The sequence below is a fragment of the Curtobacterium sp. LFS079 genome (assembly GCF_047977865.1).
In the GTDB taxonomy this organism is placed as follows: Bacteria; Actinomycetota; Actinomycetes; order Actinomycetales; family Micrococcaceae; genus Arthrobacter.
In genome coordinates, this window is sequence record NZ_JBFPFO010000012.1 from 1 (window position 1) to 25,960 (window position 25,960).

General features: G+C 66.5%; 29 protein-coding genes and 1 riboswitch. Of the genes, 15 read left to right on the forward strand and 14 right to left on the reverse strand.

The genetic code is table 11. The features are described 5' to 3' along the window. Positions 1-144: 144 nt before the first annotated feature. Together ACNQPB_RS16495 and ACNQPB_RS16500 are read right to left on the reverse strand one after the other, a co-directional pair. A complete protein-coding gene (locus tag ACNQPB_RS16495; protein WP_498753505.1) occupies positions 145-1,050 on the reverse strand; it encodes a glutamate ABC transporter substrate-binding protein in 906 nt (301 codons plus the stop codon). A gap of 74 nt (positions 1,051-1,124) precedes the next feature. Next, a complete protein-coding gene (locus ACNQPB_RS16500) occupies positions 1,125-1,880 on the reverse strand; it encodes an amino acid ABC transporter ATP-binding protein (protein ID WP_498753506.1) in 756 nt (251 codons plus the stop codon). 152 nt (positions 1,881-2,032) lie between these two features. On the opposite strand from ACNQPB_RS16500, the gene ACNQPB_RS16505 reads away from it, so the two are divergent. From ACNQPB_RS16505 to ACNQPB_RS16520, 4 genes are all read left to right on the forward strand, one after another. Continuing rightward, positions 2,033-2,887, forward strand: coding sequence for an LOG family protein (locus ACNQPB_RS16505; protein WP_498753507.1), 855 nt, complete (start codon positions 2,033-2,035; stop codon positions 2,885-2,887). A 29-nt stretch (positions 2,888-2,916) separates the two neighbouring features. Then, on the forward strand, positions 2,917-3,246 hold the full coding sequence (locus tag ACNQPB_RS16510) for a DivIVA domain-containing protein (RefSeq protein ID WP_498753508.1): 330 nt from the start codon (positions 2,917-2,919) through the stop codon (positions 3,244-3,246). Further along, positions 3,243-4,481: a hypothetical protein gene (locus ACNQPB_RS16515; protein WP_498753509.1), complete on the forward strand. Its 1,239-nt coding sequence runs from the start codon at positions 3,243-3,245 to the stop codon at positions 4,479-4,481. Before ACNQPB_RS16510 ends, ACNQPB_RS16515 begins: the two co-directional genes overlap by 4 nt. A 230-nt stretch (positions 4,482-4,711) precedes the next feature. Beyond that, positions 4,712-4,879, forward strand: coding sequence for a DUF3117 domain-containing protein (locus ACNQPB_RS16520; RefSeq protein WP_009357720.1), 168 nt, complete (start codon positions 4,712-4,714; stop codon positions 4,877-4,879). A gap of 59 nt (positions 4,880-4,938) precedes the next feature. Here ACNQPB_RS16520 and ACNQPB_RS16525 read toward each other — a convergent pair whose 3' ends face one another. Continuing rightward, positions 4,939-5,571, reverse strand: a complete 633-nt coding sequence (locus tag ACNQPB_RS16525) for an O-methyltransferase (protein WP_498753510.1) — start codon at positions 5,569-5,571, stop codon at positions 4,939-4,941. Between the two features lie 246 nt (positions 5,572-5,817). Between ACNQPB_RS16525 and sigE the strand changes: the two genes are divergently transcribed. Genes sigE through ACNQPB_RS16540 form a run of 3 tightly spaced genes read left to right on the forward strand, consistent with a single transcriptional unit; the run spans position 5,818 to position 7,805 of the window. After that, the gene (gene sigE, locus ACNQPB_RS16530) at positions 5,818-6,456 is read left to right on the forward strand and encodes an RNA polymerase sigma factor SigE (RefSeq protein WP_498753511.1); all 639 of its coding nucleotides are present in this window, start codon (positions 5,818-5,820) and stop codon (positions 6,454-6,456) included. Positions 6,457-6,463: 7 nt separating this feature from the next. Next, positions 6,464-7,372: a hypothetical protein gene (locus ACNQPB_RS16535; protein ID WP_498753512.1), complete on the forward strand. Its 909-nt coding sequence runs from the start codon at positions 6,464-6,466 to the stop codon at positions 7,370-7,372. A gap of 43 nt (positions 7,373-7,415) precedes the next feature. After that, positions 7,416-7,805: a twin-arginine translocase TatA/TatE family subunit gene (locus ACNQPB_RS16540; RefSeq protein WP_498753513.1), complete on the forward strand. Its 390-nt coding sequence runs from the start codon at positions 7,416-7,418 to the stop codon at positions 7,803-7,805. A 44-nt stretch (positions 7,806-7,849) separates the two neighbouring features. Here the strand turns inward: ACNQPB_RS16540 and ACNQPB_RS16545 are convergent, their stop codons facing one another. From ACNQPB_RS16545 to ACNQPB_RS16555, 3 genes are read right to left on the reverse strand one after another with little or no spacing between them, the layout of a single operon-like run. Then, positions 7,850-8,977 carry an Mrp/NBP35 family ATP-binding protein gene (locus tag ACNQPB_RS16545; protein WP_498753514.1) on the reverse strand — a complete coding sequence of 376 codons (1,128 nt, stop codon included), beginning with the start codon at positions 8,975-8,977 and terminating at the stop codon, positions 7,850-7,852. Between the two features lie 5 nt (positions 8,978-8,982). Then, positions 8,983-9,708 carry a DUF1003 domain-containing protein gene (locus ACNQPB_RS16550; RefSeq protein WP_498753515.1) on the reverse strand — a complete coding sequence of 242 codons (726 nt, stop codon included), beginning with the start codon at positions 9,706-9,708 and terminating at the stop codon, positions 8,983-8,985. Continuing rightward, complete coding sequence (locus ACNQPB_RS16555) at positions 9,689-10,972, reverse strand: magnesium transporter MgtE N-terminal domain-containing protein (RefSeq protein ID WP_498753516.1); 1,284 nt, start codon at positions 10,970-10,972, stop codon at positions 9,689-9,691. The genes ACNQPB_RS16550 and ACNQPB_RS16555 overlap by 20 nt, the downstream gene beginning before the upstream one ends. Positions 10,973-11,048: 76 nt before the next feature. On the opposite strand from ACNQPB_RS16555, the gene ACNQPB_RS16560 reads away from it, so the two are divergent. Next, entirely contained in the window at positions 11,049-11,921 is an 873-nt protein-coding gene (locus ACNQPB_RS16560; RefSeq protein WP_498753517.1) for a YflT domain-containing protein, read from the forward strand. A 93-nt stretch (positions 11,922-12,014) separates the two neighbouring features. Here ACNQPB_RS16560 and ACNQPB_RS16565 read toward each other — a convergent pair whose 3' ends face one another. Then, entirely contained in the window at positions 12,015-13,586 is a 1,572-nt protein-coding gene (locus tag ACNQPB_RS16565) for an aminopeptidase P family protein (protein ID WP_498753518.1), read from the reverse strand. Positions 13,587-13,783: 197 nt separating this feature from the next. On the opposite strand from ACNQPB_RS16565, the gene ACNQPB_RS16570 reads away from it, so the two are divergent. Both ACNQPB_RS16570 and ACNQPB_RS16575 read left to right on the forward strand, forming a co-directional pair. After that, positions 13,784-14,632, forward strand: coding sequence for a PHP domain-containing protein (locus ACNQPB_RS16570; protein WP_498753519.1), 849 nt, complete (start codon positions 13,784-13,786; stop codon positions 14,630-14,632). Positions 14,633-14,761: 129 nt separating this feature from the next. After that, on the forward strand, positions 14,762-15,133 hold the full coding sequence (locus tag ACNQPB_RS16575; RefSeq protein WP_498753520.1) for a hypothetical protein: 372 nt from the start codon (positions 14,762-14,764) through the stop codon (positions 15,131-15,133). Between the two features lie 37 nt (positions 15,134-15,170). Here ACNQPB_RS16575 and ACNQPB_RS16580 read toward each other — a convergent pair whose 3' ends face one another. From ACNQPB_RS16580 to thiE, 4 genes are all read right to left on the reverse strand, one after another. Next, positions 15,171-16,055 (reverse strand): DNA-methyltransferase, encoded by an 885-nt coding sequence (locus ACNQPB_RS16580; RefSeq protein WP_498753521.1) that lies wholly within the window; start codon positions 16,053-16,055, stop codon positions 15,171-15,173. Positions 16,056-16,063: 8 nt separating this feature from the next. Beyond that, the gene (locus ACNQPB_RS16585; protein WP_498753522.1) at positions 16,064-17,740 is read right to left on the reverse strand and encodes a DEAD/DEAH box helicase; all 1,677 of its coding nucleotides are present in this window, start codon (positions 17,738-17,740) and stop codon (positions 16,064-16,066) included. A 265-nt stretch (positions 17,741-18,005) separates the two neighbouring features. Further along, positions 18,006-19,517 (reverse strand): RNB domain-containing ribonuclease, encoded by a 1,512-nt coding sequence (locus tag ACNQPB_RS16590; protein ID WP_498753523.1) that lies wholly within the window; start codon positions 19,515-19,517, stop codon positions 18,006-18,008. A 277-nt stretch (positions 19,518-19,794) separates the two neighbouring features. Then, positions 19,795-20,478: a thiamine phosphate synthase gene (gene thiE, locus ACNQPB_RS16595; RefSeq protein WP_498753524.1), complete on the reverse strand. Its 684-nt coding sequence runs from the start codon at positions 20,476-20,478 to the stop codon at positions 19,795-19,797. A gap of 27 nt (positions 20,479-20,505) precedes the next feature. Then, positions 20,506-20,624, forward strand: a riboswitch (TPP riboswitch). Here thiE and ACNQPB_RS16600 point away from each other — a divergent pair. The 4 genes from ACNQPB_RS16600 (at position 20,615) to ACNQPB_RS16615 (ending at position 23,286) form a co-directional block, all read left to right on the forward strand. Then, the gene (locus tag ACNQPB_RS16600) at positions 20,615-21,889 is read left to right on the forward strand and encodes an FAD-dependent oxidoreductase (protein ID WP_498753525.1); all 1,275 of its coding nucleotides are present in this window, start codon (positions 20,615-20,617) and stop codon (positions 21,887-21,889) included. (Overlaps the previous riboswitch by 10 nt.) Further along, positions 21,886-22,122 carry a sulfur carrier protein ThiS gene (gene thiS / locus ACNQPB_RS16605; RefSeq protein WP_498753526.1) on the forward strand — a complete coding sequence of 79 codons (237 nt, stop codon included), beginning with the start codon at positions 21,886-21,888 and terminating at the stop codon, positions 22,120-22,122. Before ACNQPB_RS16600 ends, thiS begins: the two co-directional genes overlap by 4 nt. Positions 22,123-22,125: 3 nt before the next feature. Beyond that, positions 22,126-22,923 (forward strand): thiazole synthase, encoded by a 798-nt coding sequence (locus tag ACNQPB_RS16610; RefSeq protein ID WP_498753527.1) that lies wholly within the window; start codon positions 22,126-22,128, stop codon positions 22,921-22,923. 21 nt (positions 22,924-22,944) lie between these two features. Beyond that, positions 22,945-23,286, forward strand: a complete 342-nt coding sequence (locus ACNQPB_RS16615) for a 4a-hydroxytetrahydrobiopterin dehydratase (protein WP_498753528.1) — start codon at positions 22,945-22,947, stop codon at positions 23,284-23,286. Between the two features lie 57 nt (positions 23,287-23,343). On the opposite strand, the gene ACNQPB_RS16620 is transcribed toward ACNQPB_RS16615, so the two are convergent. The 3 genes from ACNQPB_RS16620 to ACNQPB_RS16630 are packed head-to-tail and all read right to left on the reverse strand — an operon-like array spanning position 23,344 to position 24,612. Then, positions 23,344-23,646, reverse strand: coding sequence for a hypothetical protein (locus ACNQPB_RS16620; protein ID WP_498753529.1), 303 nt, complete (start codon positions 23,644-23,646; stop codon positions 23,344-23,346). A gap of 33 nt (positions 23,647-23,679) precedes the next feature. Then, a complete protein-coding gene (locus ACNQPB_RS16625) occupies positions 23,680-23,904 on the reverse strand; it encodes a DUF3107 domain-containing protein (RefSeq protein ID WP_498753530.1) in 225 nt (74 codons plus the stop codon). A 51-nt stretch (positions 23,905-23,955) separates the two neighbouring features. Beyond that, positions 23,956-24,612: a TetR/AcrR family transcriptional regulator gene (locus ACNQPB_RS16630; protein ID WP_498753531.1), complete on the reverse strand. Its 657-nt coding sequence runs from the start codon at positions 24,610-24,612 to the stop codon at positions 23,956-23,958. 85 nt (positions 24,613-24,697) lie between these two features. On the opposite strand from ACNQPB_RS16630, the gene moeB reads away from it, so the two are divergent. After that, positions 24,698-25,897 (forward strand): molybdopterin-synthase adenylyltransferase MoeB, encoded by a 1,200-nt coding sequence (gene moeB / locus ACNQPB_RS16635; RefSeq protein WP_498753532.1) that lies wholly within the window; start codon positions 24,698-24,700, stop codon positions 25,895-25,897. The last annotated feature ends 63 nt before the right edge of the window (positions 25,898-25,960 follow it).

Below are 25,960 nucleotides of genomic sequence, written 5' to 3' on the forward strand. Positions count from 1 at the left end.
AAATTTTCGCCGCTGTGTTGTTTTCTCCCCCCCGTCCCCACCACGCTCTGGTTGGGGCCCCCCCGTCCCACACCCCTCCCCCGGTGTGCGGGGGGGGGGGGGGGGGGGGGCCCCCCCCCCCCCCCCCCCCACCGCCGTCGGATTCTAGTAGTTGTCTACGGCCGGCTGTTCAACCTTGGTGCCGGAGGTACCGAGGGTGGAGTCGTAGATCTTCTTCCAGGTGTCCTTGCCGTTCGTGAACATGTCGTTGATGAAGGTGCGCAGCGCCTTGTCGCCCTTCGTCAGGCCGACACCGTACTTTTCGGTGGTGAACGGTTCACCGACCACCTTCAGGTTGTCGGGATCCTGGGCGGCGTAGCCGATCAGGATGGCCTGGTCGGTGGTGACGGCGTCAACCGTGCCGTTCTTGAGGGAGTCGACACACTGCGAGTAGGTCTCGAATTCCTGGGGAATGGCCTTGGGGAAGTTCGCCTTGATGTTCTGGATCGGCGTGGAGCCGGTGGCGGAGCAGACCTTCTTGCCGTCCAGATCCTTCTCGCTCTTGATGGCGGTGTTGTCCTTCTTCACCAGGAGGCCCTGGCCGGTGATGAAGTAGGGGCCCGCAAAATCAATCTGCTTCTTGCGCTTGTCCGTGATGGAGTATGTGCCCACGTAGTAATCGATGTCGCCGTTGGTGATGGCCGACTCACGGTTCGCGGAGGGGATCGGCTTGAACTCGATCTTGTCCTTCGCGAAACCGAGGGAAGCGGCAACCCACTTGGCGATTTCGATGTCGAAGCCGCTGTATTCGCCCGTGGCTGCGTCCTTGAAGCCCAAACCGGGCTGGTCCTGTTTGACGCCGATCCGGATCTTGCCTGCCGCCTTGATCTTGTCGAAAGTGGGGCTGCCCGTCAGGGAGACGTTGTCGGCAACCTTGTAGGGTGCCGAGGCCTCGGGAGCAGGGCCGCCAGTTCCGCCGCCGGTTCCGCCGCCGCAGGCGCTCACGGTCAGGGCGAGCGCTGCACCGGCAGCGACCAGGAGGGATTTCCTCCGGGTGATGAGAGACTTCATGACATTCCTTTCATTGGGCGGCCGGGGATGCGGCCATGGTGCGAATGTGGAACGGACCAGTGTTCTTTTTCGGACTAGTGGGTCAGCAGCTTTGAGAGGAAGTCCTTGGCCCTGTTGCTCTGCGGGTTGGTGAAGAATTCCTCGGGCGTGGCATCCTCGACGATCTGGCCGTCCGCCATGAAGATCACACGGTCTGCCGCCTTGCGGGCGAAGCCCATCTCGTGGGTGACCACGATCATGGTCATGCCTTCCTTGGCGAGCTGGACCATGACGTCCAGGACCTCGTTGATCATTTCGGGGTCCAGTGCCGAGGTGGGTTCGTCGAAGAGCATGACCTTCGGCTTCATGGCCAGGGCGCGCGCGATCGCCACGCGCTGCTGCTGGCCGCCGGAGAGCTGGGCAGGCAGCTTGGGCGCCTGATGCCCGACGCCGACGCGTTCGAGCAGCTTCATGGCTTCCCTTTCTGCCTCAACCTTGCTGGCGCCCTTGACCTTGATAGGGCCGAGCGTGACGTTTTCCAGGATCGTTTTGTGCGCGAAGAGGTTGAAGGACTGGAAGACCATCCCGACGTCGGCGCGCAGGTTTGCCAGCTGCTTGCCTTCCTCGGGGAGGTGCTTTCCGTCGATCGAGATGTCGCCGGCATCGATGGTTTCCAGGCGGTTGATGGCGCGGCACAGGGTGGACTTGCCCGAACCCGACGGTCCGATGACCACCACCACTTCGCCCTTGCGGACTTGGAGGTTGATGTCTTTGAGGACGTGCAGCTGGCCGTAGTGCTTATTGACGCCGTTCAGGGAGACGAGCGCATCGCCGGACGCTTGAGTAGTCATAGCTCGAATCTAGCGAAGAAATACCCAAAGTTGATCCAGCTCACAGGAACTTTCCGCAGATCGTGACTGAACAGATACCTGTGCGCCGGGCGTGCCGCAACACCCCATCCGACCGGAACTTGCCGGGCCGCAAGAAGTAATAGCCTTGGTCAATGAGCACGAGCCAGCCTTCAGGACAGACACCGCCTCCGGCCCCGGACGCGAATGGCAAGCAGGGCGCTGTAGTGCCCGCACCGGCCCTCATCGCGGAAGCGCCTGCGAAACACAAGGGGCCCCTGGAGCTCCGCCGGAAACAGGCCGCGGCGCCGATGTCGGACCAGCGGCTGCTGGACACCCGCGGACCCGACCAGTTCATCCACACGGATCCCTGGCGTGTCCTGAGGATCCAGAGCGAGTTCGTTGAAGGATTCGGGGCTCTTGCCGAACTCGGACCGGCCGTCAGCGTCTTCGGTTCGGCCCGCACCAAGCCCGGCAGTTCCTTCTATGAAATGGGCGTGCAGGTCGGCCGCCACCTGGCGGAGGCCGGGGTCGCCGTGATCACCGGCGGAGGTCCGGGTTCCATGGAAGCGGCCAACAAGGGTGCGGTCGAAGGCAATGGTGTCTCGGTCGGCCTGGGCATTGAGTTGCCGTTTGAGCAGGGACTGAACCGCTGGGTGGACCTGGGAATCAACTTCCGTTACTTTTTCGCCCGCAAGACCATGTTCGTGAAGTACGCCCAGGGCTTCATCGTCCTGCCCGGCGGCTTGGGGACCCTCGACGAGCTGTTCGAAGCAATGGTCCTGGTGCAGACCCGCAAGGTCACATCGTTCCCGATCGTCCTGCTGGGCGTGGATTTCTGGAGCCCGATGATCGAATGGATCCGGGAAACGCTGGTGAAGGAGGGCATGGTGTCCGAAAAGGACCTTGACCTGATCCAGTTGGTGGACGATCCTGCCGACGCCGTCCACCGCGTGCTGCACGGGGTTCCACGTCCGCCGTCGAGCAACGGCGACCAGCGGCCGGAGTAAGCCGGGCCAAGGTCTGGCACGATGGGGTTGTGAGCTTCTTCCTGGTTTTCCTGGCAGTGGTGGTCGTGGGGGCGGCTGCCTTCCTGGCCACCGGCACGGCCCGCGGCGGCGCCCGGTCCGCCGTCGGGCTGGATGAAACCGTACCCAACCTCCCGCCGGTTCTCCTGCCGGAGAACGCGAGCCCGTCCGACGTCGACGCCGTGCGTTTCGCCCTCGCGCTGCGGGGCTACCGCATGGACCAGGTGGACCAGGTGCTCGATGACCTGCGCGGGCAACTGGCCGCCAGGGACGCCCAAATCACCGAGCTCCGACGGGCCCTCGAGGCGGCAGGTTCCCGCGACGGGGACGCCGAAGCGTGAGCCGTTCCTTCCGGACGGTACTGCCGGGAAGCGGCCTGGCGGGCCGGGCGGCCGCGTGGCCGTGGTGGCTCCAGGTTTCCTTCATCTACATCGCCGCCAGGATCGTCAGCGCCTGCATCTTCATGGCGGCTGCGCTGCACCAGGGAGTCAACCCCTGGTATGCGCCGTCGCCGGGGTACTGGGACTTCATCAGTATCTGGGACGGCCATTGGTACGCGCAGGCAGCCCGGGACGGCTACCCGTCGGTGCTGCCGCTCAACGCTGACGGCTCGGTGGCGGAGAACACCTGGGCCTTTTACGCCTTGTTCCCTGCTTTGGGCCGTGGGTTGTCGATGCTCACTGGCCTCGGGATCCTGCCGGCCCTCACGATCGTTGCGATGCTGGCCGGGCTCGGTGCGGCGCTCGTGGTGTTCCTGCTGTTCCGGGAATTCGCGGATCGCGGCACAGCACTGTGGGGCGTGGCTTTCTTCTCGGCGTTTCCCGTTTCGGCAATCCTGCAGGTGCCCTATGCCGAACCGCTGAACGTGCTGTTGCTTGCTGCTGCGCTCCTGTTGGTGGTGCGGCGCAGATACCTGGCCGCCATGCCCGTGGTGGTGCTCATGTGCCTTTCGCGGCCCACGGGTGTGCCTTTCGCGGCGATGGCGGGCCTCTACCTGCTGCACCAGTGCCGGCTGAAGTTCCTGCGTCCGCGCGGGAAACCGGAGCCGGCACGGGTTCCGGGCACCGGCGAGCTGGCGGCGCTCGCCGGGCTCGCCGTCGTGAGCGCCGCTGCGGCGCTTGCCTGGCCGGTCCTGGCATGGGTGCGCACCGGTGACATCCGGGCTTATACCCGGACGGAGACCGCATGGCGCGGCGATGACCTGGTGCCCTTCAAACCCTGGTTCGATACCGGGCAGATGCTGTTCGGGGCGGTGCTCGGCATCCTTGCGCCGTTCGTTTTCGCGGGGCTCTTCGCCCTCCTGCTGACAAGCCCCCCGGTGCGGGCGCTCGGCACCGAACTGCGGCTCTGGTGTGCCTGCTACATGGGCTACCTGCTGGTGTTCCTGCACCCGCAGACCAGCACCTTCCGGATGTTGCTGCCATTGTTTCCGCTGGCACTTGCCGCCGCCCTCCTCTCGCGCTCCCGTGCTTACAGGGGCACGGTGGTCGTGATGTTCGTGCTGCTCCAGATTGTCTGGATCGTGTGGCTTTGGGCCTGGGCGCAACTGCCCGGCGGCGGCGACTATCCGCCGTAGGATCCGCGCCGATCCGGGGCTCTGCCCGGTGCCCGCGGCGCGGCCAGTAAATCCAATCGATTAGCTACGCGCGGGTAATTACGGGATAATGGACACAAGCAAGGTCAGGGAGTGCCTCCGGGCACCCGGCGACGACGGCCGCGAGGCCGTGGCTGCCGAAGCTGCACTTGCCGCGCGGAGCCAGTCCGGCCGGGCTGGCAGATTTGGGACAACTGGAGGGGATTTTCCTAATGGCGGCTATGAAACCACGTACAGGCGACGGCCCTATGGAAGTAACCAAAGAGGGACGCAGCCTGATCATGCGTGTGCCGCTCGAAGGCGGAGGACGGCTTGTTGTCGAGCTCAACGCAGCGGAAGCGGCGAACCTCAAGGAATGCCTGGTAGGCGTTACCGAGTAGATTACGGGGCAGGGCCCGGCGAGGAGCCGGAGCCCTGCTTTTTTGTTGCGTTATGTTTGCTATTTCTTGACGGCAACCAGCAGGCCGTCGCCCGTGGGCAGCATCGCGGAGGCGAGGCGTTCGTCGTCGCGGACTGCCTTGCCGATCTGCCGCAGGACCACGGTGGTCGCATCCCGTGCAGCGGGATTGGAAACGCGGTCCTTGTCGAGGGCGTCGTTGACTACCAGGGTGCCGCCCCGCTTGAGGAGCCGTACGGCCTGCTCAACGTAGACGGGGAAGTTCGCCTTGTCGGCATCGATGAACACCAGATCGTATGCCGAGTCGGTCAGCCGGGGCAGCACATCCGCCGCCCGCCCCGAAATGGTGCGGGTGCGGTTTGCCGGGCTGCCGGACTCAAGGAAGGCCTCGCGTGCCGCCTTGAGGTGTTCGACGTCGGTGTCGATCGTGGTCAGAACCCCCTGCGGACCGAGACCGCGAAGCAGGCAGACGCCGGAGACTCCGGCCCCGGAACCGACCTCCACCACGGTCTGTGCCTTCGATGCGGCGGCCAGCACGGTCAGCATCGCGCCGACTCCGGCGCTCACCGCCGTCACCCCGAGTTCGAAGGAACGTTCCCGGGCACGCAGGAGCACCTCGTCCTCGGCAGGAAAGTCTTCTGCGTAGGACCAGCTGCTTGACTTGTCGGCACTCATGGGGATTCGCTTTCCGGGCAAGGGTGATTTTCCTTCCAAGCCTACTTGGTGCGGGGCCGCTTGCCCGGTTCCGGAGGGGAGCGTCGCGGGGGTATTCGGCGTGCTGCGGCGGAAAATCAGCCCTGAGTGGAAAGCAGCCAGCGGTCAGGAAACTCCCAGAGAATCCTGCGATGATATTTGTCCGGCCACCCGAGCGGTGGCGGCACCAGAGCACCGGGTGAAGAAAGGGTGCGAGGGGAGCGGACGATGCCGGCATCAAATGCTGCGCCATCCCGTACATCAGCTGTGGAGACAACCGGCGCAGAGCAAACAACCACTGAATGGGTCGCGCCCAGCTGGGAAGAAGTGGTGGAAAACCACTCTGCCAAGGTCTTCCGGCTCGCCTACCGCCTCACGGGAAACAAGTTCGACGCCGAAGACCTCACCCAGGAGGTCTTCGTCCGGGTGTTCCGTTCCCTGGAGAACTTCAAGCCGGGCACTCTGGACGGCTGGCTCCACCGGATCACCACGAACCTGTTCCTTGACCAGGCACGGCGCAAGAGCCGGATCCGGTTCGACGCACTGGCCGAGGATGCCGAATCCCGCCTTCCCGGCCACGAGCCGGGACCGGAACAGAGCTTCGAACTGAACAACCTGGACCTCGATGTCCAGCGCGCCCTGGAGGAACTGCCGCCCGACTTCCGGGCCGCCGTCGTGCTGTGCGACCTGGAAGGTCTTTCCTACGACGAGGTCGCAGAGGCACTGGGCGTCAAGCTCGGCACCGTCAGGTCACGGATCCACCGCGGCCGCACCATGCTGCGCGAAAAGCTCGCGCACCGCGATCCCCGACCCGCCAAGGCCCGCGCGCCGCGGCTGAAGATGCCCCGGATCGCCGGACTGCATTGAGGTCGCCATGGGTTTGCTGAACGGGCGGCACGCCGCGCCCGGGCGCGGCGTGCGGCACAAGCGGACACCGGAGCACCTCAAGGATTGCGCGCAATGCCAGGCGGAGATACTCCGGGAACGCCAGTATCTGGAGCGCCTGCGGAAGGCGAACGTGCCCGAAGCCAGCCAGGAGCTGACTGCCCGCCTCATCGAACAGACACGCAGGATTGCCGAGTCCGGCGACGTGGGGGTGCAGCCGGCCGGCGGTATCCGCCGCGCCATGCCGGTATTCCGGATGGCAGGGATTGCTGCCGGAGGCCTGCTGGTCAGTGCCGGGGCCCTCGCTGCCGCCGCGTACGTGGTGGGCGGGGACATGCAGCCCGGAGGGGCCAATGCGGGGGACCGCGAAGTGCGCAGCCTGGTGGGATCGACCTTGGCCGGAAACCTCTCCCTTGAGTCTGCGGTGCCGGGGAGCGTCCCCAATAGTGCCGGCGTGAAGGACGGCAGCGTGGCATTGAGCGCCGCCCAACTGGCCGAACTCCGCAGCAAGGGATGGGCGTGCCCGGAACTGGCCGGCATGGGTTTCCGGGTGGTCTCCGCCCGGGCCACCATGCAGGACGGGTACCCCGCCGTCGAGCTGGAACTGACGGACGGCACGCATCACGCAACCCTGGTGGAGCAGCACCTCCAAGGCGACACAAACTCCGGCGCGAGGCTCTCGATCAGCCACGGGAGCCGCTGGGAGGCTGTCTACCGCTCTCCGGCCGCCCTGCTGAGCTATGCCTCCGACCTCCCTGCGGAGAAGGCGGACGACGCCGTTCCGGAGCTCGTGCGTGCCGGTGATTCCATGCTTCATCCTGCCGCCGGAAGTCGGGACAACTGGCAGGAGAGGGTCCGGCGCGGCCTCCGCACCCTGGCGAACCTCGCCGGTTTCTGAGCTGGTTTCTGGGCGAGGCAGCGGACAAGGTAATCTTCGTAACGTGTTTGGAATCAATGGCCCGGAGTTTCTGCTCCTGCTGATCATCGGTGTGCTTGTGATCGGCCCCAGCCGTTTACCCGAATACACCCAGAAACTGGCAAATCTGGTCAAGGAAGTGCGCCGCATGGCTTCGGGCGCCCGCGATCAGATCAAGGAAGAAGTCGGCATCGACATCGACGATGTCGACTGGAAGAAGTACGACCCCCGCCAGTACGACCCGCGCCGAATCATCAAGGAAGCGCTGCTCGACGACGACACGAAGCCTGTCAGCGCGGGCGCACCTGCCGCGGCGGTTGCCGCTGCGGCCGATCCTGCCGCGCAGCCGCCTGCCCGGGTGGTGGAGCGGCTCGCCGAGGGCGAAGCCGCCCCCTTCGACAGCGAAGCCACCTAGGCCCGGAAGCCTGGCTAGCCCAGGAAGCCAGTAGCCCCCGAACGCTAGCGGGGCTGGATTCCCAAGGGCATCCCTGCCAGTCCGCGCGGCCTGGTCTGGATCTTGCCAGCGATGTCCTGGAGGGCCTGGGCCGCCGGCGTTTCAGGGGCAGCCAACACCACGGGCCGTCCCGCGTCCCCGCCTTCGCGGAGCCGGATGTCCAGCGGGATCTGGCCCAGCAGGGGAACGTCGCTGTCCACGACGGCGCCGAGCCGCTTGGCGAGCAGTTCCCCGCCGCCGCTTCCGAACAGTTCCATCCGGCCGCCGTCGGGCATTTCCAGGAACGACATGTTTTCCACGACGCCGGCAACCTTCTGTCCCGTCTGGGCGGCGATGGTTCCCGCACGTTCTGCGACCTCCGCGGCAGCCGCCTGCGGCGTGGTGACCACCAGGATCTCGGCGCCGGGCAGCAGCTGGGCGACCGAGATCGCGATGTCGCCGGTGCCGGGCGGGAGGTCCAGGAACAGGACGTCCAGATCGCCGAAGTACACGTCGGTGAGGAACTGCTCGAGCGCCCGGTGCAGCATCGGTCCCCGCCAGGCCACGGGCTTGTTCCCTTCGACGAACATGCCGATGGAGATCACTTTCACCCCGAAGGCCACAGGGGGCAGGATCATGTCGTCGACGCGGGTGGGCGGCTGGGTGATGCCCATGAGGCCTGGCACGGAGAAGCCATGGACGTCCGCATCCACGATCCCCACCCGCAGGCCGCGGCCGGCCAGGGCGCAGGCAAGGTTGACGGTCACCGAGGACTTCCCCACGCCGCCCTTGCCGCTTGCAACGGCGTAGACCTTGGTCAGGGAGCCTGGCTGGTTGAAGGGTATGCCGCGCTGCCCGCCGGGGCCGCGGAGCCGCTCCTTGAGGGCGTCGCGCTGAGCCTGGTCCATGACCTTCAGTTCCACGTCCACACCCGTGACACCGCGGACACGGGAGAGTGCCGCCGTGGCGTCGGCGGTGATGGTGTCCCGCAGCGGGCAGCCGGCAATGGTCAGCAGCACGGTCACGTGGACGGTGCCGGAGGCATCGGCGCTGACGGACTCCAGCATTCCGAGCTCTGTGATCGGCCTGCGGAGTTCGGGGTCGATGACGGTTGCCAGGGCGGCGTCGAGTGCCTCTGGTGACGGGGTGCTCATGTGTTTCAGTGCCGGCTTTCGGGCTGGTTCTTGCCAGGCAGTTGCCCGGTGGAGTGCTGGGGACGGACCTTGGGGATCTGCTGGGTGCGCGGATTCCGTTGCTTGTCCCGCTTCTCCCTCAGCTTTTCTTTGACTTTTTCGTGGGGACTTTCGCCGTCGGCACTGTCTGACGTCTCATGGGCGCGGAGCTCCTCCTGCGCCTCCAGCAGATCCTCCAGCATGGAGCGCAGTTCGGCGCGGACGTAATCACGGGTGGCGACCTCGCGCAGGGTAATGCGCAGGGAAGCCAGTTCGCGTGTCAGGTATTCGGTGTCAGAGAGGTTGCGTTCGGCGCGCTGCCGGTCCTGCTGCAGCGAGACGCGGTCCCGGTCGTCCTGCCGGTTCTGGGCGAGCAGCAGCAGGGGAGCGGCATAGGAGGCCTGCAAGGAGAGCATGAGGGTCAGCAGGGTGAAGCCCAGTTGCTGGGAGTCGAATTGCCAGTCCTTTGGCGCAAAGCTGTTCCAGGCCAGCCAGAACACACAGAAGATCGTCATGTAGACGAGGAACTGAGGCGTGCCCATGAACCGGGCGAAGCCTTCGGTGGCGTTGCCGAAGGCATCCGGGTTGGGGGAGAACTTGGGGAAGATCCGCTTGCGGCCGCTCAACGGCGTGTCGAGTCCACCGAAGGACGGCAGCTTGCCGCTGCGGATACCGGGCTTGGGCGGTATGTTTTCAGCCAATCCGGCCTCCAAGCTTCTTCACAGGGGCGTCATCCTCATGGGCGCGCCAGTCATCGGGCAACAGGTGATCCAGCACGTCATCAACAGTCACCGCCCCCACGAGGCGGCCGGCGTCGTCAACGACCGGAAGGGAATTAAGGTCATAGGTGGCCAGCGTCCGGGCGACTTCGCTGATATGTGCGTGGTCGGACACCGGCTCCAGGTTCTTGTCCACCAGGTTGCCGAGCGGCTCCGGCGGCGGGAAGCGCAGCAGCTGCTGGATGTGCACGACGCCGAGGAAGCGCCCCGTGGGCGTCTCCAGGGGCGGGCGGGCGATGAAGATCGAAGACGCCAGGGCAGGGGAGAGTTCCTCGCGGCGCACGTGGGCGAGGGCCTCGGCAACGGTGGCTTCCGGCGGCAGGATCACCGGCACCGGAGTCATGAGCCCGCCGGCGGTGTCCTCATCGTATTCGAGCAGGCGGCGGACGTCCTCGGCCTCGTCCGGCTCCATGAGCTGGAGCAGTTCCTCCGCCTGGGCGGTGGGGAGTTCGGCGAGGAGGTCGGCGGCGTCGTCCGGGTCCATCTCTTCCAGCACGTCGGCGGCACGCTCGACGTCGAGCGCGGAGAGGATCTCCACCTGGTCGTCCTCCGGGAGTTCCTGCAGGACGTCGGCGAGGCGCTCATCCTGCAGCTCGCTGGCGACCTCGAGGCGGCGCTTGTCGCTCATTTCCTGCAGGGCTTCGGCGAAGTCGGCGGGCTTGAGGTCCTCGTGCGTGGCCACGAACTGGGTGGCGGCCTGCGGCTCGGTGCGGGCACCCTGCCGGGCGTCGGCCCAGTCGATGATCATGGTCTCGTTGCGGCGCAGCCGGCTGAGCGGCGAAAGTGAGTGGCCGCGGCGGACGAACAGCTTGCTGACGAACCAGTCCCTGGAACGGTGCTGGTCCATGGCGATGTCCTCGATGGTTGCGTCCCCGCTGCCGTCCGCGAGGGTGACCCTGCGGTCGAACATCTCGGCCACCACCAGGGTTTCTGCGCCGCGCTGTTCGAAGCGGCGCAGGTTCACCAGGCCCGTGCAGATGATCTGGGTCTGGTCGATCGAGGTGATGCGGGTCATCGGAACGAAGACGCGCTTCTTTCCGGGAACCTCGACGACGATGCCCACCACGTGGGGTGCGCCGCGGGTGCCGCGGGAGAGCACGACGACATCGCGCAGGCGGCCAAGACGATCGCCCAGCGGGTCGAAAACATCGAGGCCGAGCAGGCGCGCAACGAAGACGCGTGAAGGTTGTGTGCTCACCTCTACAGGCTACCGAGTCTGCTCTCTTTTAGCTGAATTTCAGCCGACGCACATGTGCATGGGACAGAATGAAGCTATGGCAAACATTTTCGGTGCACCCAAGGCTACGGAGGAGTCCCGGAGCGTCCCTCACGGCGACACCGTCGGCTCCTATACCTCGTATCTTGATGCCCAAAAGGCAGTGGACTACCTGGCGGATCAGCAGTTCCCCGTCCAGCTTGTCTCGATCGTGGGAAACGACCTGAAGATGGTGGAGCGGGTCACCGGCCGGCTGAGCTACCCCCGGGTGGCCTTGTCCGGTGCCTTGAGCGGCATGTGGTTCGGCCTGTTCGTTGGCGTCATGCTGTCCTTCTTCTCCCCGACCGGCGGCGCATTCTCCATCATCACCTCGGTCTTGATGGGTGCGGCGTTCTTCATGCTGTTCGGCATCGTCACCTACGCCATGCAGCGCGGCAAGCGCGACTTCACCTCCACCAGCCAGGTAGTTGCCAGCAACTATGACGTCATCGTGGCCTTCGAAGCGGCCCAGGAGGCCCGGCGCCTGCTCCACCAGCTGCCGATGAATGCGGCGCAGGCCGCAGGTGCGCCGCAGCCCTACAGCCATCAGGGCCAGCAGACCCCGCCGTACCAGCAGCCCGGCCAGGCACCGCAGCGTCCGGCGGGCTGGCACGACCCTTACGGGCAGCGCATGCAGCAGAGCGGCGACGCCGCGCAGCCCGTGACGCAGGCTCCCGCCGCAGCCCCGGCGCCCGCGCACCATGGGGACCTGCCGGATGGCAGGCCCCAGTACGGTATCCGGGTGGAACCCGGTGAAGCCCCCGCCGCACCTGCCCGGCCCGCAGTGCCGGCCCGGAACGAAGACGGCCATGAAGACGGCAAGACGGACAGCGCCGGCCACGAAGGCGGCGGCCAGGACACCGGAGGCGAGGACACCCACCGGCAGCAGTAGCCGCCGTCGGGCATTCACCGCCTCAGTGCATGCGCGAAGGGCGGGTCACCGGAAAACTTTCCGGTGACCCGCCCTTCGTTGTGCTTCGTCCGGCTACTCGGCTTCCTGGTAGATGCCGGCCATCCAGGCTTCGACGTCCCCGGCCTTGCGGGGCAGGGCGGCGCTCAGGTTGACCGGGCCGTCGGCCGTCATGAGGATGTCGTCTTCGATCCGGACGCCGATGCCGCGGTACTCCGCCGGAATGGCGAGGTCCTCGTTCTTGAAGTACAGGCCGGGTTCGATGGTGAACACCATGCCTTCGGTGAGGATGCCGTCCAGATACAGCTCACGCTTGGCCTGCGCGCAGTCGTGGACGTCCAGGCCCAGGTGGTGGCTGGTGCCGTGGGGCATCCAGCGCCGGTGCTGCTGGCCCTCGGGGCTGATGGCTTCCTCCACGGAGACGGGCAACAGGCCCCACTCGGCTAGGCGTTCGGCCAGGACCTTGGTGGCGGCGGCGTGGATGTCGCGGAACTTCACGCCGGGCTGTGCGGCGGCGAAACCGGCGTCGGCAGCGTCGAGCACGGCCTCGTAGACCTTGCGCTGGACATCCGAGAACGTGCCGTTGGCCGGGATGGTGCGGGTGACGTCCGCTGTGTAGAGCGACTCTGCCTCCACGCCTGCATCCAGGAGCAGCAGCTCGCCGGCGTTCACCTTGCCGTTGTTGCGGGTCCAGTGCAGCACGGTGGCATTGTTGCCGGATGCCGCGATGGTGTCGTAGCCAAGCTCGTTGCCTTCCTCGCGGGCGCGGGCGAAGAAGGCGCCTTCGACGACGCGTTCGCCCCGCTCGTGGGTGAGGGCGCGGGGCAAGGCACGGACGACATCGGCGAACCCTTCAACGGTCGCCGCCACGGCGGTCTTCATCTGCTCGATTTCCCACTCGTCCTTGAGCAGGCGCAGCTCAGAGAGGGCCTCCGTAAGGAGTTCGTCCAGGGCGTCAAGCTCGGCGAGGTCCAGGTTTTCCGGATCCTTGGCCGTGTTGTAGCGGGCCGTGTCCACCAGGGCGTCGATGTTTTCGTCGACCTTGCGGACCAAGCGGATGGCGATGCCGCCGATTTCCGGGGCGCCCACGTTCTTGGTGATGGCCGCCTCGAGCTCATCGATGTGCGCGGTGGGCAGGCCCAGGCGAGCTTCGAATTCGGCGAGGGTGGGGCGGGCGCCGATCCAGAATTCCCCGGAACGGGCGTCGGCGTAGAACTGTTCGGTGTCCCGGCCGGCCAGCGGACGGAAGTAGAGGGTTGCGCTGTGGTTGCCGCCGTCGTCGCCGGTTCCTTCCTCGACGGGTTCCAGGATGAGCACGGCGTCGGGCTCGTGGTCCAGGCCCAGGCCGGTCAGGTGGGCGAAGGCCGAGTGCGGGCGGAAGCGGTAGTCGGTGTCGTTGGAGCGGACCTTCAAGGGGCCGGCCGGGATGACGAGGCGGACGCCCGCGAACTTGTCGGAGATTGCCCGACGGCGGGCGGCGGCATGGTCTGCAACGGCATCGCGCGCGGGGGTCACCTGCGCGGCGGGAGCCCAATTGCTGGCCATGAAGGTCTTGAAGGCATCGGAGGTGGGCCGCTGGGAACGGTTGTTGACGCGTTCTTCCAGGGGCTGGGCAGCTGAATTCCGGGTGGTTTCTGCATCGTTCACGCTCCCATGTTCCCATCACTTCGAGGCGCGGGCCAACGCGGCCCGCGAGGTTTGGGAGCCCGCGGGTGGGCCCACGGGGGCGAGGGGCCCGGGCCGAGCGCAGCGAGGTTTGGGAGCCCGCGGGTGGGCCCACGGGGGCGAGGGGCCCGGGCCGAGCGCAGCGAGGTTTGGGAGCCCGCGGGGATTAGGCTGGGAAAGTGAAGATCGACCTGCACACCCACTCCAACGTTTCGGACGGAACCGAGACCCCCGGCGAGCTGATCCGCTCCGCCGCGGCGGCCGGATTGGATGTGGTGGCGCTGACCGATCATGACTCGACGGACGGCTGGGCGGAGGCCTCCTTGGCGGCCCTGGAACATGGCGTGGCCCTGGTTCCCGGCATGGAGATTTCCTGCCGCACTGCGGAGGGAATCAGTGTCCACCTGCTGAGCTACCTCCACGACCCCGCGCACCAGGGCCTGCTGGAGGAAATTACGAAGTCGAAGGACGCCCGGCTGACCCGCGCGCAGCGGATGGTGAGCCTGCTTGCGGAGGACTACCCGCTGAGCTGGGACGACGTCATCCATCACGTGGCCCCGGGCGCGACCGTGGGCCGGCCGCACATCGCCGATGCGTTGGTGGCGGCCGGCGCCGTCGCCGACCGCACCGAGGCCTTCACCGCCATCCTCAGCTCCCGTTCGCGCTACTTCGTACAGCACTACGCACCCGAGCCGGCGCTCGCCGTCGAACTCGTCCGGGCCGCAGGTGGCGTGCCGGTGTTCGCCCACCCGGTGGCATCCGCGCGCGGCCGGGTGGTGGGCGAACGCACCTACCGCGAAATGGTCGACGCCGGCCTGCTGGGCTTGGAGGTCGAGCACCGGGACAACCCGGAGCAGGGCAGGGAGTTCCTGCGCCGCTTCGCCGCAGAGAACGGGCTGTTCATGACCGGTTCCTCCGACTATCACGGCACGGGCAAGGTGAACCTGCTGGGGGAGAACGTCACCAGCCCTGAGGTGCTGGCACGGATCGAGGAACTGGGCACCGGCTGCAGCGTTGTCAGACAATAAACAGAAACGGGTCTGCGGACGCGGAATTGTCTTGACTCGGCCTGCTGACTGAGTAGTGTTTCCGATGCTGGGGAGCGGCCAACCGGCCGAGGCAGGACACCGTTGGTCTCCGCACCCCAAGGAGTCATTGTGATCAGGAAATTCATTGCCGTGGGCGCCGCGTTCTTCGCGTTGATGTTCATCGCCCCCGCGGCGCAGGCCCTGCACTGCGAGAATGCGAGCCGGCCCGTGGATACCTCCCACGCCACGGCGGTTCAGATTGATATCGGTACCGTTTATGTCCAAGGAAACTGGGTGGTGCTTCCCTTTGAGCCCGATGTGTGGATCTTCGTCCCGCCTGGATCATTGAAGCTCATCGGCGTGACCGAGCACGTCACTCCGGCAGGCCAACAAGGGAACTACCTGGGCGGTGACGGCATGACGCTGCTGCAGAACAGGTGCGCCAACGTTGTCGTGGATAACCGCCAAACGGAGCACGGAATCCAGGTGGCGTGCCAATAACCGCGTGAACCGCGGCCGCGTGAACCGTTTGCCGTGATCAGCCTGTGGCTTCGTCGCCCAGGAGTTCCACGAACTCGGCCTTACCGTCGAGGCGCTTGCGCATGATGTCGATCGCCGGGGCGTTCTGGTCCACGCAGACGAACTTGCGGCCAAGTTTCCCGGCGACCGCGCCGAGCGTGCCGGAGCCTGCGAAGAAGTCCAGGCACCAGTCGCCGGGCCGGCTTGAGGCCGAGACGATCCGGCGCACCAGCCCTTCGGGCTTCTGCGTCGGATAGCCGGTCTTCTCCCTGCCGGTGGGGGAAACGATGGTGTGCCACCAGACGTCGGTGGGTAGCTTGCCCTTCTTCCGCTTGGCCTCGGTGACCAGGCCGGGCGCCATGTAGGGCTCCCGGTCCACTTCGTCGTTGTCAAAGTGGTACTTTGCCGGGTTCTTTACGTAGACGAGGATGTTGTCGTGCTTCGTGGGCCAACGGTTCTTGGCCCGGGCGCCGTAGTCGTAGGCCCAGATGATCTCGTTGAGGAAGCACTCCCTGCCGAAGATAGCATCGAGCATCACCTTGGCATAATGCACCTCGCGGTAATCCAGGTGCAGGTACAGGGTGCCGTCGTCGGAGAGCAGCCGCCAGGCCTCGAGCAGGCGCGGCTCAAGGAAGGACCAGTAGTCGCTGAAGGCGTCGTCGTAGCTGTGCAGGGCACCTTTGATGGTGTCGTAGGAACGGCCCTGGAAGCCGAAACGGTCGCCTTCACCGTCGGCATTGCGGACCATCCGGGTCTCCTGGCGGCGCTGCACCCTGCCCGTGTTGAAGGGCGGATCAACGTAGATCAGTGTGAAGGCTCCGTCCGGCAGCGTGGGGAGGAACGCGGCGTTGTCCGCATGCACCACCAGGTTGCTGCCGTCCGGCGCCCAAACAGTGTCAGTCATTGAGGCTTTTATGCCTCGGCGTTCTCGGCCGCAGAGGAGACAACTTCGCCGTTGCGGCGGCGGGTCCGGGTACGGCGCGTGCGGGCGGGCTTGTCGCCGCCGCCCTCGCCGCCTTCGGACTGTACGGCAGCGGAACGTGCCGCGCCTTCGGCGGGTGCTGCTTCCCCTTCGGTACGACGGCGGCGGGTACGGGTGCGGCCGCCGCCCTCGCCGGTGGACTTTCCTTCGCCGGATCCGGTGCTGCCGGAACCGCCCTGGCGGCGTCCGCCGTCGTGCTTCCCGCCACGGCCTCCGGAACGGGAGTTCTTCTTGCCGGTCTCGCCGAGATCCTCCAGGACTTCGGCGTCGACGCCGGCCAGCACGCGCTTGTCGCGCGGCAGGCGGCCCTTGGTGCCCTCGGGGATGTCCAGGTCCGAGTACAGGTGCGGGGAGGAGGAGTACGTCTCGACCGGTTCGGGAACGTTCAGGCCCAGGGCCTTGTTGATGAGCGCCCAGCGGGGGACGTCGTCCCAATCGACGAAGGTGACGGCGGTGCCCTTGTTGCCGGCGCGGCCGGTGCGGCCGACGCGGTGCAGGTAGATCTTCTCGTCTTCTACGCACTGGTAGTTGATGACGTGCGTGACGTCTTCGACGTCGATGCCGCGGGCGGCGACGTCGGTGGCCACCAGCACGTCGACCTTGTTGTTGCGGAAGGCGCGCAGGGCCTGTTCACGGGCGCCCTGCCCGAGGTCGCCGTGGATGGCGGCGGCCGCGAAGCCGCGGTCCACGAGTTCCTCGGCCACCTTCGCCGCCGTGCGCTTCGTCTTGGTGAAGATGATGGTCCGTCCGCGTCCCTTCGACTGCAGGATGCGGGAGACGACCTCGGTCTTGTCCATGCTGTGCGCGCGGTAGATCAGCTGGCGGATGTCGCGCTTGGTGAGGCCCTCGTCGTTGGGGTCGGCTGCGCGGATGTGGGTGGGCTGCGTCATGTAGCGGCGGGCCATCGCGATGACCGGGCCGGGCATGGTGGCCGAGAACAGCAGGGTCTGGCGGACGGCGGGGGTACCGGCAATCAGGGTCTCGACGTCGGGAAGGAAGCCGAGGTCCAGCATTTCGTCTGCTTCGTCGAGAATCACCATGCGAACGTTCTTGAGGCTCAGGTGCTTCTGCTTGTAGAGGTCGATCAGGCGGCCGGGAGTACCGACAACCACCTCGACTCCCTTCTGCAAGGCTTCGATTTGCGGCTCGTAAGCACGGCCGCCGTAGATCGTAGCGATGCGCGCGTTGCGCTTCCGGGACGCGGTCTGGAGATCGTTGGCCACCTGGACGGCGAGTTCGCGGGTAGGAACAATCACCAGGGCCTGGGGCGCGCCGGGAACCGCGAGCTTGTCATGGCCGGCGTCGCTCGGGCCGACGACGCGCTGCAGGGCCGGGATGCCGAAGCCGAGGGTCTTGCCGGTACCGGTCTTGGCCTGGCCGATGATGTCATGCCCGCCCAAGGCGACCGGAAGGGTCATGGCCTGGATGGGGAAGGGGTGGGTGATGCCGGCGTCGGCCAGCGATTCCACGATGTCGGCACGGACGTTGAAGTCGGCGAAGGATTTTTCTTCGATCTCGTGGGGTGTTTCGTCCGAGGTGATGGTTTCCTCGGGCTCGATCGATTCGTTGCCGTCACTCAGGACTTCATGGGTGTGCAATTCACTCACGGGGGAGTTTCCTTATTCATTTGGGCTGCGCTGCATGCTCAACGGTTCCGGCGGAGCCGTTCCGGAGCACGGACGGGCGCAAGCAGGTCCAGTGGAAGCCGATCGCGGGCTATCTGAATACTGGCACTGGTGACCAGCGGGCAAATCTCAAGATCGCGTAGGTGCGGGCTTGTTGAGTCAAAAAGGAAATGAATCAACGACCGGGCATCCATTACTACGGGTCAAGTGTACCGGTTTCTACGGTTTGCCCGCTGAAGACGGCTCCTCAGCCGATCAGCTCAAGGGAAATCTGCCGGGTGTTGATGTCGGCGGCCAGCAGCCGCACGCGGACTTTTGTCCCGGCGTCCATCTCACCCTCGCAGCGGGCGGTGACCGCGGGTTCGGCAATCTGCACGACGCCGGAGGGGCGGCCGTTCCCGTTCCCGTTCCCGTTGCCGTTGCTGCCGTTCGGTTTGGTGCCGTTCGGTTTGGTGCCGTTTGGTTTGGAACCGGAGATGACGACGGCGTCGAACTCTTCGCCCACATGGCTCACCAGCAGCGCCGCCTCCACGGTGTCCAAGGCCAGCCGTTCGAGCCTGGCGGCCAGTTGGTCCGATGCGGCCATGATGGCCGGCAGCGCCGGCAGCGCCTCGCGGGCCCACGCCGGAATTCCGCTGCCGTTGCTCAGGGCCTCGCAGATCACCAGGACAAAGCGGTCGATCAGGCGCCGCAACGGGGCGGTGGCGTGGGCGTAGGGGGCGCCGATGGCGGACTGCAGCACCTCCTCGGGGACATCGCCGTCGAAGGGGGTGTAACCCGCGCCGCGGAACAGCATGCCCGCCGAATGCAGGATGGCCAGCTGCTTGGGGTCGGTGGCGTCCAGGGTGCGGAGGTATTCGCCGTAGCTGATGCCCCCGGCGCCGTCCTTCCACGGTTTGCCAAGTGCCGCCGTCTGGCGCTTGAAATGCAGCAGGGAGCGTTCGTCCGGAGACGGCATGGTGCGCAGGATTCCCACTTTGCCGTCCAGCATCAGCTCCGCGGCCGCCATGCCGGTCATCAGTGAAATCTGGGCGTTCCAGTCCTCCACCGGCAGCGGCGGCGCGGCCACGATGCGGTAACCGCCCATCGGCAGGGGCGCGATCTCCTGCTCCGGCATGTTCAGGCTGGCGCCTCCGCGGCGGCGTTCCAGTTCCACGCGCTTCAGGCCGACCTCCTTGAGCAACTGCAGGACGGGCGCAGCGGTGCCGGCATCGATCTCGGCCTGGACATCGTGGTAGTTGAGCTTCGCCCGGCTGCGGACACTGGCCCGCCGGACCAGCGCGGACTGGACCTCCGCCGCGGCATCCAGGGCGAACTCCCACACAAACGCTCCGCAGCGCTGCCCGGCCAGCAGGCTGCCGGCCTGCTCACTGATCACCTCGGGGTGCAGCGGGATCCGCCCGTCCGGAGCGTAGAAGGTCTGGCCGCGGTGCCGCGTCTCCTCGTCCAGGGCGCCGCCGGGGGACACGAAGGAGGGAACGTCGGTAATGGCGTAGAAGACCTTGTAGCCCTCCCCGGAGCGTTCGATGTGCAGTGCCTGGTCCAGGTCGGTGGAGCCGGCAGGATCGATGGTCACGAAGGGAATGTGGTCGAGGTCGAGCGGAGGCAGGGTGTGCCGGGCCACCGCCTCCTTTGCCTCGGCGATAGCGTCATGCGGATAGTCCCCGGGCAGTTCGAGTTCCGTCCTCAGGGCAGCCAGTGCCTCCGCCAGCTGGTTCGACGTTTCACTGACATTCGGGGTTATCCGGTGATGTGACACGAAAGTCAGGGTAACCGATCCGAATAGGGCTGGAAACGACGCCGGGCGACCTAGCATTGCGTCCCGCGTCAATGGGGAGCAGAGGCTGTTTCCTGGTGGTGCCAGTGCGTCTAGTGTGGCGGGTGGGGGATAGAACCAGGAGTCCAAGCCCGAAGGCGCCCGCTACGGTGCCTGAGCTCGTCCGCTGAAACAACGACGGCGGCCGTCGCCCGAGGTGCCAAAAGCACCCGGGGCGGCGGCCGCCGTCGTCATTCAACGGATTGTGACTGCAGGCCCCTCACGTGTCCGGCAGGGCTGCGAGCAGTGACTTGGCGGCCGCCGTCGGGTCGCTTGCTTCGGTGATCGCCCGCACCACTACGATCCGGCCGGCACCGGCCTGCACCACCTGCTCAACATTGCTGTGGTCAATGCCGCCGATCGCGAACCACGGCAGCTGCACCCCGCCCACGCGTTCCTCGTCCGCGGCACGTACCGCACTCGCGGCGTACTTGACCAGATCCAGCCCGACGGCGTCCCGGCCCGGCTTGGTCGGCGTCGCCCAGACCGGGCCAACGCAGAAGTAGTCCAGGCCGCTGCGGCCCGGGGACGCGGCGATCGCGGCGTCAACCTGTTCCGGCGTGTGGGTCGACAGGCCGATCACGGTGGGATCATGCAGCAGCTTCCTCGCCGCGCGCAGCGGCAGGTCCTTCTGGCCGATATGGAACACGGGAGCCCCGGAAAGGGACGCGATGTCCGCCCGGTCGTTGACGGCCCAGAGCCGGCCGTGGCGCTGGGCCACCGCGTGCAGGACCTCCAGGAGTTCAAGCTCCTCGGCTGCTTCGATCGTCTTGTCGCGGAGCTGGATGATGTCCACTCCGCCTTCGAACGCGGCGTCGACGAATTGCTCGAAATCGCCCTGCTTCTTCCGGGCATCGGTGCACAGGTAGAGGCGGGCAGTGGTGTGCAGAACATGCTGGGTCATGGAAACCAGAGTAGTTCCCCTAAACTGGGCTGGTACTGCGGGAGCCGCGACCGTCGTAATGAGACCGTCCGGCTGAGAGGGCTTCAGCGCCGACCGCTTGACCTGATCCGGTTAATGCCGGCGTAGGGAAGGGCCCATGGACACACTTCACCCGGCACCCCGGAATCCTGCCATCACTGCCGACGTCGCGGTCATCGGCGCGGGCATCATCGGCCTCGGCATCGCCCATGAAGCCCGCCGCTCGGGGCGCTCCGTTGTGGTCATCGACCCCGCGCCCGCGACCGGCGCCACCTTTGCCGCGGCAGGCATGCTGGCACCGGTGAGCGAGCTGCACTACCAGGAGGAAGACCTCCTTGAGCTGATGCTTGCCTCCTCGCAGCTGTGGCCCGCATTTGTGCGCGGACTGCCCTCCGATGCGGCCGGTACCGGATACCGCACGACGCCGACCCTCGCCGTCGGTGCGGACGCCGCTGACCGCCGGGCGTTCGCCGACCTGCGGGACGTCCAACTGGGCCTCGGCCTGGAGATCCAGGCCTTGCCGCTGCGTGAAGCCCGCGAACGCGAACCCCTGCTCAGCCCGCAGATTTCCTGCGCTTTCGACATCCCAGGGGACCACCAGGTGGACCCGCGCAGGCTTGCCGCGGCCATCCTCGAAAGCCTGGCCCGGCACTCACCGGGAGACCGCAGCTGGGTCGACGCGGCGGGGTTCGACGGCCTCGTGGACGGTTTCCTGCTCAACACTGCGGCGTCAGGGCTCCTGTGGGAGGACGGCGACGTGGCCGGGGTGCTCCTGGCTGACGGCACCCGGGTCCTGGCCACGGAAACCGTGGTCGCCAACGGCCTGGCCGCCTCCGCGCTGGAAGGCCTGCCGGACGGACTCGCCCTGCCCCTGCGGCCGGTGTACGGAGACATCCTGCGCCTCCGGGTGCCAGGGCATCTGCAGCCACTGCTCACGGCCACGGTCCGTGGCCTGGTCCGCGGCGTGCCCGTATACATCGTCCCGCGCGAAGACGGCACCGTGGTGATCGGGGCAAGCCAGCGCGAGGACGGGCCCAGCTCCGCCATCGCTGTGTCGGCCGGCGGGGTGTACCAGCTGCTCCGCGACGCCCAGGTGCTGCTGCCCGCCGTCGCCGAGCTGGAACTGCTCGAATGCACCGCCCGCGCCCGGCCCGGGACCCCGGACAACGCGCCGCTGCTGGGACGGGTTGGCGGTCCGCATGGCGGCCCGGTGCCCGGCCTGATCGTCGCCACCGGGTTCTTCCGCCACGGCGTCCTGCTCACCCCGGCTGCCGCTGCCATCTGCGTGGGCCTCATGGACAACCGCAGTGACGAACGCTGGAGCAAGTTCGCCCCCGACCGTTTCTCCCACCCGCTCCACACCGCACCATCCGCCATCAAGGACCACGCATGAACATCAAACTCAACGGGGACCACCGTTCCATCGGCGACGGCGCCTCGGTCACAACCCTCGTCACGGAACTGACCGGCCGCGCACTTGACACCAGCGGCCAGGCCACGGACGGACGCAAGATCGGCGTCGCCGTCGCCCGCAACGCCGAAGTGGTGCCGCGCAGCCAGTGGGCTGCGACGGCGCTCGCAGAGGGCGACGAACTCGAAATCGTCACCGCGGTACAGGGAGGCTGAACCATGTCCACCACAAGCATCCAGACACAGAACGATCCCCTGGTGATCGACGGCGTCGGGTTTGGCTCCCGGCTCATCATGGGCACCGGCGGGGCACCGAGCCTGGACGGGCTGGGCGCGGCCCTGCTGGCCTCGGGCACGGAGCTGACCACCGTGGCCATGCGGCGGTATTCGCCCGCTGAAACGGGGTCCCTGTTCCAGCTGCTCCTGGACAATGGAATCCGCGTGCTGCCCAACACTGCCGGCTGTTTCACCGCCAAGGATGCCGTGCTGACCGCCGAACTGGCCCGGGAGGCCCTCGAAACCGACTGGGTGAAGCTGGAAGTCATCGCCGACGAACACACCCTGCTGCCGGACGCGGTCGAACTGGTCGATGCCACCGAGCAGCTGGTGAACCGCGGCTTCAAGGTTTTCGCCTACACGAACGACGACCCCGTGCTGGCCCTGCGCCTCGAGAACCTCGGCGCCACCGCGGTGATGCCCCTCGGTTCGCCGATCGGCACCGGCCTGGGCATCCTGAACCCGCACAATATCGAGCTCATCGTTTCCCGCGCATCCGTGCCGGTGGTGCTTGACGCGGGCATCGGTACGGCATCCGACGCCGCCCTGGCCATGGAGCTCGGCTGCGATGCCGTGCTGCTGGCCACCGCGGTCACCCGGGCCCGGAACCCTGTGCAGATGGGGGAGGCCTTCAAACACGCGGTGGTGGCCGGTAGGCTGGCGAAACAGGCCGGCCGCATCCCGCGCCGCGAGCATGCACTTGCTTCCTCGGCAATGGAAGGCCGCGCCGAGTTCCTCTGACGGGTTCCGCAAAGGAGTGCCATGAGCGAAGCGAAGGACATCCTGAGCCAAGCCGGGATTGATGAGGCCCTGCCTGGCCTGCCGGACTGGGAGTACCGCTCTGGCGCTCTCGTGACGGTCTACAAGCTACCCACGTCCGCGGTAGCGCTGGAGTTGATCGCCGCCGTCGGGCAGATCGCCGAGGAACTGAACCACCACCCGGACCTGGACTGGCGATACAACCGGGTGTTCCTCCGCTTTACTTCCCACGACGCCGGTGCGCGGCTCACTGCGCGCGATGTCCTGGCCGCCCGGCGTTGCAGCGAAGCCGCGGCGTCTGCCGGGGCCACGGCACAGCCGGAGCGATTCCCGGCCGCCGGCTGACCCGTAACGCAGTGAGGCCACCAACCTTCCGGCTGGTGGCCTCCTGCTTTTTGTGCCTTAGAGCCGCAGGGCGGCTGTCAGCTTCGCTGTGTCACGTGCGGTGCGGATCCGTCCCAGATAGAGGACGACGGCGATGGCGGCCCCGGTGCCCAGCACCATGGGCAGCACCCAGGGAATCCAGGTAAGCCCGGGCTGGTAACCGAAGCCGAGCAGGATGAAGATGATCCAGCTCAGCATGCCGACGGCAAGTGCCACTCCGGCCGGGAGCGCGATGCCGTACTTGCTGTGGCGTTTGTCGTTCGCCCAGACAATGAAGCCCGCGGCAATGGTGACCAAGGCCACGATGACAAGTGAAAGCATGGTTACTCCCGGCTGGTGGTCCGCAGAATGGGTCTAGAGGGCTCCGAAGCCTACCCGGCGCACTTCCTCGGCGCCGATCTCCACGTAGCCCAGGACGCTGCCCGGGACGATGACCTGGCGGCCCTTTTCGTCGCTCAGGCGCAGGTCGGTGCCCTTGGAGATGGCTTCGGAGACGATCTTCGCGACGGCCTCGGCATCGAGCGCAGATTCCAGTACGATCTCACGGCCAACGTTCTGAATGCCGATCTTTACTTCCACAGCAAGGCCTCCCAGCCGGTAAAAGGGTTTACTCAGTTCTCTATTTCTAGCCTAGGACTCTTTGGGGAAGCGACTGATTCCGCGCCAAGCTAAACGGTAGATCAGCTCGCTGGCCACATCGAGGTCAAGGCCGCCGTCGGTCTCCAGCCAGTACCGGGCGCTGACCTGGGCCATTCCGGCCAGTCCGCGGCCGAGCAGTTGGGCTTCCATGGGCGGCAGCTTGGTGTCTTCGGCAATGACTTTCGCGACGGCGTCGGCGAAGGTGCGGTTGAACGTCTCAAGCCGGGAGCTGACATCGGGATCGTTGATCAGGTCGGATTCGAACACCAGCCGGTGGGCCTGGTCGTCGGCGGCGATGAACTGGAAGTAGGCGCGCATCACTGCCTGCACGCGCAGCTTGTTGTCCGTGGTGGAATTCAGGGCACCGAGCATCAGCTCAGTGAGAGTGGCCAGGTGGCTGTCCAGCAAGGCCATGTAGAGCTCCCGTTTGGACGGGAAATGCTGGTAAAGGACCGGTTTGCTGACGCGGGCAGTCTCGGCTATTTCGTCCATGGCTGCGCCGTGGAAGCCGTTGGCCACGAACACTTCGAGGGCGGCATTGAGCAGTTGCGCGCGGCGTTCGTCCCGCGGAAGCCTGGCGGAACGCGCTGCCCCGCCCCGCTCCTGCTTTGCCGGAACCACCTGCTGTACACGTGTGCTTTCAGCCACTTGTCTGCCGCCTTTCCTTTGCAGTTATGACCACTTTACGTGCCGGTAATATGACCTGGCAGCAATGGCGGGCATACATTGAAGTATGGCCACTGCATTTGCTGCCCCGACCACGTCCGCCCAGCTGCCTCCCTTGGTGGAAGCTGCCGCGGAATTGAGCACCGAAGAGGTGGAACGCTATTCGCGCCATCTCATTATTCCGGAGATCGGTTCGGTGGGGCAGCGCCGCCTCAAGAACGCAAAAGTGCTCGTCATCGGCGCAGGAGGCCTCGGCTCGCCGGCCCTGCTCTACCTGGCCGCCGCGGGCGTGGGGACCATCGGCATCGTCGACGACGACGACGTCGACCTGAGCAACCTCCAGCGCCAGATCATCCACGGCGTGACCGACGTCGGCCGCCCCAAGATCGAGTCCGCCCGGGACGCCATCCTGGAACTGAACCCTCTGGTCACTGTGCAGCTCCACAACGTGCGCCTCGATTCCTCCAACGCCCTGGACATCTTCGCCGGCTACGACCTCATCCTGGACGGCGCGGACAACTTCGCCACCCGCTACCTCGTCAACGACGCTGCCGAAATCCTCGCCAAGCCCTATGTGTGGGGTTCCATCTTCCGCTTCGACGGCCAGGTGAGCGTCTTCTGGGCAAAGCACGGCCCCAGCTACCGCGACCTGTACCCCGAAGCCCCTCCGGCCGGTTCCGTTCCGTCCTGCGGCGAGGGAGGCGTCTTCGGCATGCTGTGTGCCGCCGTCGGCTCGCTGATGGTGACGGAGGCAGTCAAGCTCATTACCGGCGTCGGGCGCTCCCTACTGGGCCGCGTGGCGCTTTTCGACGCCCTCGGCGGCAGCTGGCGCGAGATCAAGGTGGCCAAGGACCCTGAAGCGGAGCCGGTCACCGAACTCACCGACTATGAAGCCTTCTGCGGCATCACCCCCGCACCCGACGCCGGAAGCGTGCCAACCGTGAGCGCCACGGAACTGGCCGGGATGCTGGCAGCGCGTGAAGCGGGGGAGCGGGACTTCGAACTGGTGGACGTCCGCGAGAGCGGCGAACACGACATCGTGAACATCGACGGATCCGTGCTGATCCCGCAGGGCCGGATCCTGGCGGGTGAAGCCTGGGCCGAACTGCCGCAGGACAAGGACATCGTGTTCCACTGCAAGAGCGGAGCGCGCTCCGCTTCGGTGATGGCGGCAGCCCGCAAGGCCGGGTACACCAGGATCAGCCATCTCGACGGCGGAATCCTGGCCTGGGTGCGCGAGGTGGAGCCGCACAAGGCGGTCTACTGAGCGGGCTGCTGCCGGTTCTTCGGGCCGTTCAGCCACCGGGCCGTTCAGCCACCGGGCCGTTTC